The 7,112-nt window shown below is 59.9% G+C and carries 7 protein-coding genes; 5 read left to right on the plus strand and 2 right to left on the minus strand.

Annotated elements, in window-relative coordinates; translation table 11 throughout:
• A partial coding sequence (locus ABL914_RS13310) for a valine--tRNA ligase (RefSeq protein ID WP_391563673.1) occupies positions 1–1,733 on the minus strand: 1,733 nt, incomplete at its 3' end.
• Between the two features lie 101 nt (positions 1,734–1,834).
• On the opposite strand from ABL914_RS13310, the gene ABL914_RS13315 reads away from it, so the two are divergent.
• The 5 genes from ABL914_RS13315 (at position 1,835) to ABL914_RS13335 (ending at position 6,031) form a co-directional block, all read left to right on the plus strand.
• Positions 1,835–2,947 carry an MlaE family lipid ABC transporter permease subunit gene (locus ABL914_RS13315; RefSeq protein ID WP_391563674.1) on the plus strand — a complete coding sequence of 371 codons (1,113 nt, stop codon included), beginning with the start codon at positions 1,835–1,837 and terminating at the stop codon, positions 2,945–2,947.
• Positions 2,944–3,795: an ABC transporter ATP-binding protein gene (locus ABL914_RS13320; RefSeq protein ID WP_391563675.1), complete on the plus strand. Its 852-nt coding sequence runs from the start codon at positions 2,944–2,946 to the stop codon at positions 3,793–3,795. Before ABL914_RS13315 ends, ABL914_RS13320 begins: the two co-directional genes overlap by 4 nt.
• A 6-nt stretch (positions 3,796–3,801) precedes the next feature.
• Positions 3,802–4,761 carry an MlaD family protein gene (locus ABL914_RS13325; protein ID WP_391563676.1) on the plus strand — a complete coding sequence of 320 codons (960 nt, stop codon included), beginning with the start codon at positions 3,802–3,804 and terminating at the stop codon, positions 4,759–4,761.
• Between the two features lie 14 nt (positions 4,762–4,775).
• Entirely contained in the window at positions 4,776–5,384 is a 609-nt protein-coding gene (locus ABL914_RS13330; RefSeq protein ID WP_391563677.1) for an ABC transporter, read from the plus strand.
• A gap of 197 nt (positions 5,385–5,581) precedes the next feature.
• Entirely contained in the window at positions 5,582–6,031 is a 450-nt protein-coding gene (locus tag ABL914_RS13335) for a tRNA (cytidine(34)-2'-O)-methyltransferase (RefSeq protein ID WP_391563678.1), read from the plus strand.
• Positions 6,032–6,079: 48 nt separating this feature from the next.
• Here the strand turns inward: ABL914_RS13335 and ABL914_RS13340 are convergent.
• Positions 6,080–7,112 (minus strand): ATP-binding protein (locus ABL914_RS13340; RefSeq protein ID WP_391563679.1); only part of this gene is annotated, 1,033 nt, incomplete at its 5' end.

Raw genomic sequence — 7,112 nt, forward strand, 5'->3', positions numbered from 1 at the left:
TCCCTCTCCCCCTCAGGGGAGAGGGCCGGGGAGAGGGGGAGTCCGGTGCCAGCGCTCGCTGCGCTCGCCCCCTCTCCCAACCCCCTCCCCTGAAGGGGAGAGGGCTTCTCCGCATCCGGCCAGCCCAGCGTGGCGAAGGGCCACAGGGCGGAGGAGAACCAGGTGTCGAGGACGTCGGGATCGCGGACGAGTTGAATAGGCACTGGCTGTCCCTGCTCGGTCATATGCAATTTCGTCAGTTCGCGAGGATCGTCTTCCTTCGCCAAGTATGGCGCGAACTTGTCTCCATAATATTCGCGAGCCTGCGCAAGAGCTTCTTCGGAAGTCTCTGCAACGAAGATTGCTCGCCTACCTCCCGAGTCCTTGATCGGCGTGAAATGTCCATACAGGTCATCTCCATCCCTAAGCTGCCCATACCAAGCCGGAATCCGGTGCCCCCACCACAGCTGCCTTGAAACACACCACGGCTGGATATTTTCCATCCAGTTGAAGAACGTCTTCTCCCAGCTCTTCGGCACGATCTCCACCGCGCCGCTGCGCACGGCTTCAAGCGGTGCCTTGGCCAGTTCCTCGGCATTCACATACCATTGGTCAGTCAGCCAGGGTTCGATTTCCACCCCGCCGCGATCGCCGAACGGGGTCTGGATGGTGCGCGGTTCGGCATCGGATTGAACCTCTTCACCGTCCTTGTCCTTGGTCACGTGCGGGATCAGGAACCCGGCTTCCTTCATCCGTTCAACCACCAGCTTGCGCGCCGCAAACCGTTCCATGCCAACGAATTCGGCCGGCACCAACCCATCGGCGGTCTGCACCACGCGGGCTTCGGCATCGAACATGTTGAGCATATCTGCCGGCTTGATCCCGGCGCGTTTGCCTACTTCGAAATCGTTGAAATCGTGCCCCGGGGTGATCTTGACCACGCCGCTGCCCAGTTCCGGATCGGCATGTTCATCGGCCACCACCTTGAACGTGCGGCCCGTTAGCGGTTGCAGGATGTCCTTGCCGATGACTGCCTTGTAGCGATCATCGGCAGGGTTCACCGCCACGCACATATCGGCCAGCATCGTCTCAGGCCGGGTGGTCGCAACCTCAACATGGCCTGATCCATCGGCAAAGGGATAGCGGAACCGCCAGAAGCTGCCCTTCACCTCGCGGGTTTCAACCTCAAGATCGCTAATCGCAGTCTTCAACTTGGGATCCCAGTTGACCAGGCGTTTATCGCGGTAAATCAGCCCCTTGTTGTATAGGTCTACGAACACCTTGACCACGGCTGTGGTAAAGTGCGGATCCATGGTGAACTGTTCACGGCTCCAGTCCATCGAACAGCCAAGGCGCCGCAGCTGCTGGGTGATCGTCCCGCCGCTTTCGTGCTTCCACTCCCAGACCTTGCCCACGAAAGCCTCGCGGCTGTAATTGGTGCGCTTGTCCTGCGCGGCTTCCAGCTGGCGTTCGACCACCATCTGGGTCGCGATCCCGGCGTGGTCGGTGCCGACCACCCACAGCGCATCCTTGCCGCGCAGCCGTTCGTACCGGATCACCACGTCCTGCAAGGTATTGTCGAGCGCGTGGCCGATGTGGAGGCTGCCGGTTACGTTGGGCGGCGGGTTGACGATGGTGAACGGCTGGGCATCTGGCCGCTCGGGCCGGAACAGTCCGTTAGATTCCCAATGTGCGTACCACTTCGCCTCAATTGCGGCGGGGTCGAATGTCTTGTCGAGTGCATTGTCAGTCATATCGCCCGGCCTTTGCCAGTGCTGAGGCAGCGGCGCAACGGTTGGTTCGCCGATCCGCCCCGCCTTGCCTGTGCCGCAATTTTCCCGCACACACCCATCCGATGCGCGAATGGGCTGACTTTACGATCGAAACCGCAGAGGACGGCACGCAGGCACTTGCGCTGAGCGGGCCCTTGGTGGTGAGCTCGGTCGGGGCGATCGATCAGCAGTTGCGCGGGCTTGATCATAAGCTGGAGCGGGTCGATCTTTCACAAGTAGGCGCGATCGATACGGTGGGGGCGTGGCTTGTCTGGCGCCTGGCCCACCGCACCGAAGCGACGATCACCGGCGCCAGCACCGAAGCCTGGCGGTTGATCGCCGCGGTTGAGGACAAGAATCCCGGCGACGCTGATGAGGTTGAAGAACCCGGCGCGCCTGTGCGGCTTCTGGAACGGCTGGGCAGGCATGTTGTTGCCTATGTTGAAGGCGTGACCCAGCTTTTGGGCTTTTTGGGTGCGCTGCTGGTCGCTACGGCGCGGGTGCTGCGCCATCCATCGCGAATCCGCTGGATTTCGCTATTTCGGCAGATGGAGCTGGTTGGTGTTGGCGCCGTGCCAATCATCGGGTTGATGAGCTTTCTGGTCGGGATCGTGATTGCCCAGCAAGGAGCGGTCCAGCTCGAACAGTTTGGGGCAGAGATTTATACGATCAACCTCACTGGCCGGCTCTCGTTCCGCGAACTGGGTGTGTTGATGACCGCGATCATGGTTGCAGGCCGTTCGGGCTCGTCATTTGCCGCCCAGATCGGCACGATGAAGCTGACCGAAGAGGTGGACGCGATGCGCACCATCGGGGTTTCGCCGATGGAGGCGTTGATTATCCCGCGCATCATGGCCTGCACTTTCATGATGCTGATCCTGGGCTTCTATGCATCGGTGCTGGCCGTAATCGGCGGCGCCTTTGTCTCGATGTTTTCGCTCGATATTCCGTTCTTTTCATTCCTGACGCGGATCCAGGAAGTGGTGCCAATGCACGATATCTGGGTGGGGCTGATCAAGGGGCCAGTGTTTGGCCTGATTGTTTCGCTGGCGGGCTGCTATCAGGGAATGCGGGTTCAGGGTAATTCCGAGGAAGTCGGGCTGAAGACTACCATTGCGGTGGTTCAGGCGATCTTTGCGGTCATCGTGCTCGACGCATTCTTTGCCGTTTTCTTTACCGAAGTGGGCTGGGGATGAGTGCCGAGCAATATCTGGGCGAATACCCGATCCTGGTTGAAGGGCTTAAGAACCAGTTCGGCAGCCAGGTGATTCACGAAAATCTCGATCTGGCCGTGCATAAAGGTGAGATTATCGGGGTGGTGGGCGGATCGGGCACCGGCAAATCGGTGCTGATGCGCTCGATCATCGGGCTGCAAACCCCCGTTGAAGGCCGGATCGAGGTACTGGGCCAGACCATGGGCGAGCCGCGTGAACCCGGTGACGTTGATATCCGCAGCCGCTGGGGCGTGCTGTTTCAGGGTGGGGCGCTGTTTTCAACGTTGACTGTGGCCGAAAATATCGAAGTGCCCTTGCGCGAATTTCATCCTGAAATCGGCGCTGAACTGCGCCGCGAGATTGCCGAATACAAAATTCGCCTGTCTGGCCTGCCGGCCGAGGCGGCTGACAAGTTTCCATCAGAACTGTCGGGCGGGATGCGCAAGCGGGCTGGCCTCGCCCGGGCGCTGGCGCTGGATCCCGAGCTGCTGTTTCTGGATGAGCCGACCGCCGGGCTTGATCCGATTGGCGCGGCGGCGTTTGATGATCTGACCCGGGAATTGCAGCAAACGCTGGGTCATACTGTGTTCCTCATCACCCACGATCTTGATACGCTGTATGAGATTTGCGACCGGGTGGCGGTGCTGGCTGACAAGCGCGTGATTGCGGTGGGCACGATTGCTGAGCTGCTGGCGCTCGATCATCCGTGGATCCAGGAATATTTCAATGGCCCACGCGGCCGTGCTGCCCAGACCGCCCAGAAGCGCGCGGCAGCAATGGTGCGTGATCGCGCAAGGGCCATGGACAAGCAAGCGAAACCGGGGGATTAAGCAGGCATGGAGACCAAGGCCAGATATGTCTGGGTGGGCGCAGTAACCCTTGCGCTGCTCGCCTTGTTGGCGGCGTTTATCGTCTGGATGGCGCGGCTTAATGAAGGGTCCAAGCACGAATACGATATCTTTTTCAAGCAGGCCGTCGATGGCCTGTCCAAGGGCTCGGCGGTCAATTTTTCGGGCGTGCCGGTGGGCCAGGTAAAGGTTATCGAGCTGTGGAAGAAGGACCCCGGATTTGTCCATGTACGGATCGTGGTGGACAAGAACGTGCCGATCCGGGTTGGCACTACGGCGACGATTCAGGGCAGTTTTACAGGGCTTTCCACGATCCAGCTGGAAGGCGCAAACAACAGCAACCCACTGCTTAGCTGCAAGGGCGATGATGCCAAAGCGCTGTGCCCCGAAGGCATTCCGGTGATCCCGACCAAGCGGGGCGGGCTGGGCGAGCTGCTCAACTCCGCCCCAGTTTTGCTGGAACGACTGGCGACTTTGACTGAGCGGCTGACTTTGCTGTTTTCAGAAAAGAACCAATCGGCGATCGAAGGAATTCTGTCTAATACTCAGCAGCTTACTGGCGGATTGGCAGGCGCAACCCCGCAATTGCAGAAGACCCTGCTGGAATTGCAGACAACGCTGGTTCAAGCCCAGATGGCGCTGGCAGAATTCCAGAGCGTGGCCGGATCGACCAATGCGATGATGAACGAGGATTTCCGCCCGATGGTGGGCCAGTTCAACCAGTCGCTCAAATCGATTGAGCGCGCATCGAAACAGCTTGATGGCATGTTGGCCGATATGCGGCCCGGTGCCCAGCGGGTGAACACTACCACCTTGCCCGAAGCCGAAGCTGCGATCCGCGATCTGCGCGCGACTACCAAGGCGCTGCGCACAGCGACCGAAAAAATCAACGATCAGGGGGCCAGCGGCCTGCTGGGCGGGCCCAATCTGCCCGATTACAAGCCTTGAAGGGAAACCGGGCCATGAAGCCGATCCGCATCCGCATCCGCGCCGCCGGGGCCGCGCTTCTGCTGGCCGCGCTGGCAGGCTGTGTCAGCCTGGGCGGCGGGGGCAAGCCGCCCAGGTTCCTGCTCTCGCTGGCGGCTGAAAAGCCGGTTGCGGCTGGAACGATGGCCAGCGGCACCGCCGCTACCACGATCGTTGTAATGGAACCCGATACCAGCCAGAAACTGGCCGTGCTGCGGGTGCCAGTGCAGGTCAGCGATACCAGTGTGGCCTATCTGGTCGATGCGACCTGGGTTGAACGCCCGGCCCGCCTGTTCCGTGGCCTGATTGCCGAGACCTTGCGGACCCGGACCACGGCGCTGGTGCTGGAAGACAGCCAGCCCGCAGCGCCAGGCGGGCAACGGCTGGGCGGGCAACTGGTCGATATGGGCTATGATGCGCGCAGCGGTGCAGTGGTGGTGCGCTATGATGCGCTGCGGACAATGCCCGATGGCACCGTGCAAAGCCGCCGCTTTGAAGCCGTGGTCCCCGGAGTGCCGGCCAAGGCCGAATTTGTCGGTCCGGCGCTGAACCAGGCGGCCAATGATGTTGCGCGGCAAGTGGCGGAATGGATGCTGGGCGGCTAGGCCCAAGATCCTTTCCATTTTTGGCGACTGCCACAAATGGGGAGGTGGCAGCGGCGTCCAGCCGCTGACGGAGAGAGCTTCTGCGTTGGCGTCATCACCCCTCCGTCTGGGCCTTGCGGCCCATCCACCTCCCCATTTGCCGCCTACGCGGAAAATGGAGAGGACCTTTTCGGCTTCAAGATAACCGGTGAAGTTCCATGCGCATTGCCCTTTACGAACCCGAAATCCCCGGCAATGTCGGCGCCGCGCTGCGGCTTGGCGCTTGCCTGGGCGCCGGGGTAGACCTGATCGAGCCGTTGGGCTTTGCCTGGGATGATGCCCGCGTCCGCCGTGCCGCGATGGACTATATCGATCATGTCGAAGTGGTCCGCCACGCCAGCTTCGCCGCGTTTCGCAAAAGCACGGCCCCGCAGCGACTGGTGCTGTTCACCACCAAGGCCGAAACTTCGCTTTATGATTTCGCCTTCAGGCCCGGCGATGTCCTGCTGTTCGGCAAGGAAAGCGCCGGGGTTCCGGCAGATGTTGCCGAAGCCTGCGAGGCGCAGCTGCGGATCCCGATCCGGCCAGAAGTGCGCTCGATGAACCTCGCTATGGCGGCGGCGCTCGCGCTGGGCGAGGGGCTGCGGCAGGTGTGGGGGTTGGATTAGCGTGCTGTGCGTTTTTGCTTCGGGCGACGGCGTCCGACACCAAGATCACTAGTCCTTGATCCAATGGCGCTTCAGATACTCGTCGAACAATGGAACTGTGAATGCGATGTCACCGTGCGCTGGGCTGTAAATCATTCCCTTTGCGATAATTTGGGCGCGTCGCGGTCCTAAGGTTGCTAACTTCTCGCCTAGCACTTCCGCGACGTCTGCTGAGCGGTATGGGCCGGGGCCCAAACGAGCCATTGCTATTACATATTCCCTTTCTTTGGGCGTCAGTCGATCAATGCGAACTTTGAAAAACCCTTCGTCGAGCCTTCTCAAGGCTTCCTTTCCCGCCATTTCGATGCAGCTTATTGCGATGGGGGAGCTTGGTGAAGCGTTCCAGACCTGATGGCCCCACTCTTGTAAAAAGTATGGATACCCTCTCGTCAAAGTGACGATTTCATCAAGCACACCGACTTCAATTGTCTCGCCCTCTTCTTCAATCGGCTGTCGGATCGCACTGACTGCATCATCATAAGGCAAGGCATCCACTTTTGGAAAAATGAACAGCCGCTCCGCATAGGACTTTGCATCCCCCGACAGAGCTGAAATTGCTGGCAAACCTGCGCCGAACAGGATCACCGGAAGGGCCTTTTGATTGTTCCGATGGATTGCAACAATCAGTGCCCCCAGCTCCTCAGTCGAAAGATATTGCACCTCATCGATAAGCAGGGTCCAGCCTCGACCCGCTGCACGTGCCGCTTCGCCAACCTTCAGGAATAGTTCGGTTACATCGTATTCGAGATTGCCGCTGTCGGCGATCCCGGGTTCAGGATCGACCGAAAACTCGAAATCACCCACATTCAACTTGAACGCTCCAGCAAAGCTACGGAGCGCTCGCATAGCGCTATGTGTCGCGACCTTGGCCGCTTCAACAATGGATAGCTTGCGCAGTACCTGGTGAATTTTTGGGTAGAGTAGGTCAACCAGTTTGCGATCTTCAGGCGCTTCGATAAATGATGTGAGATATCCGTTTTCTTCGGCTTTTTGCTCAATCTTGTTGAGAAGTACGGTCTTTCCTACGCCGCGCAATCCAAGC

The organism is Novosphingobium sp. (assembly GCF_040079535.1).
In the GTDB taxonomy this organism is placed as follows: domain Bacteria; phylum Pseudomonadota; class Alphaproteobacteria; order Sphingomonadales; family Sphingomonadaceae; genus Novosphingobium.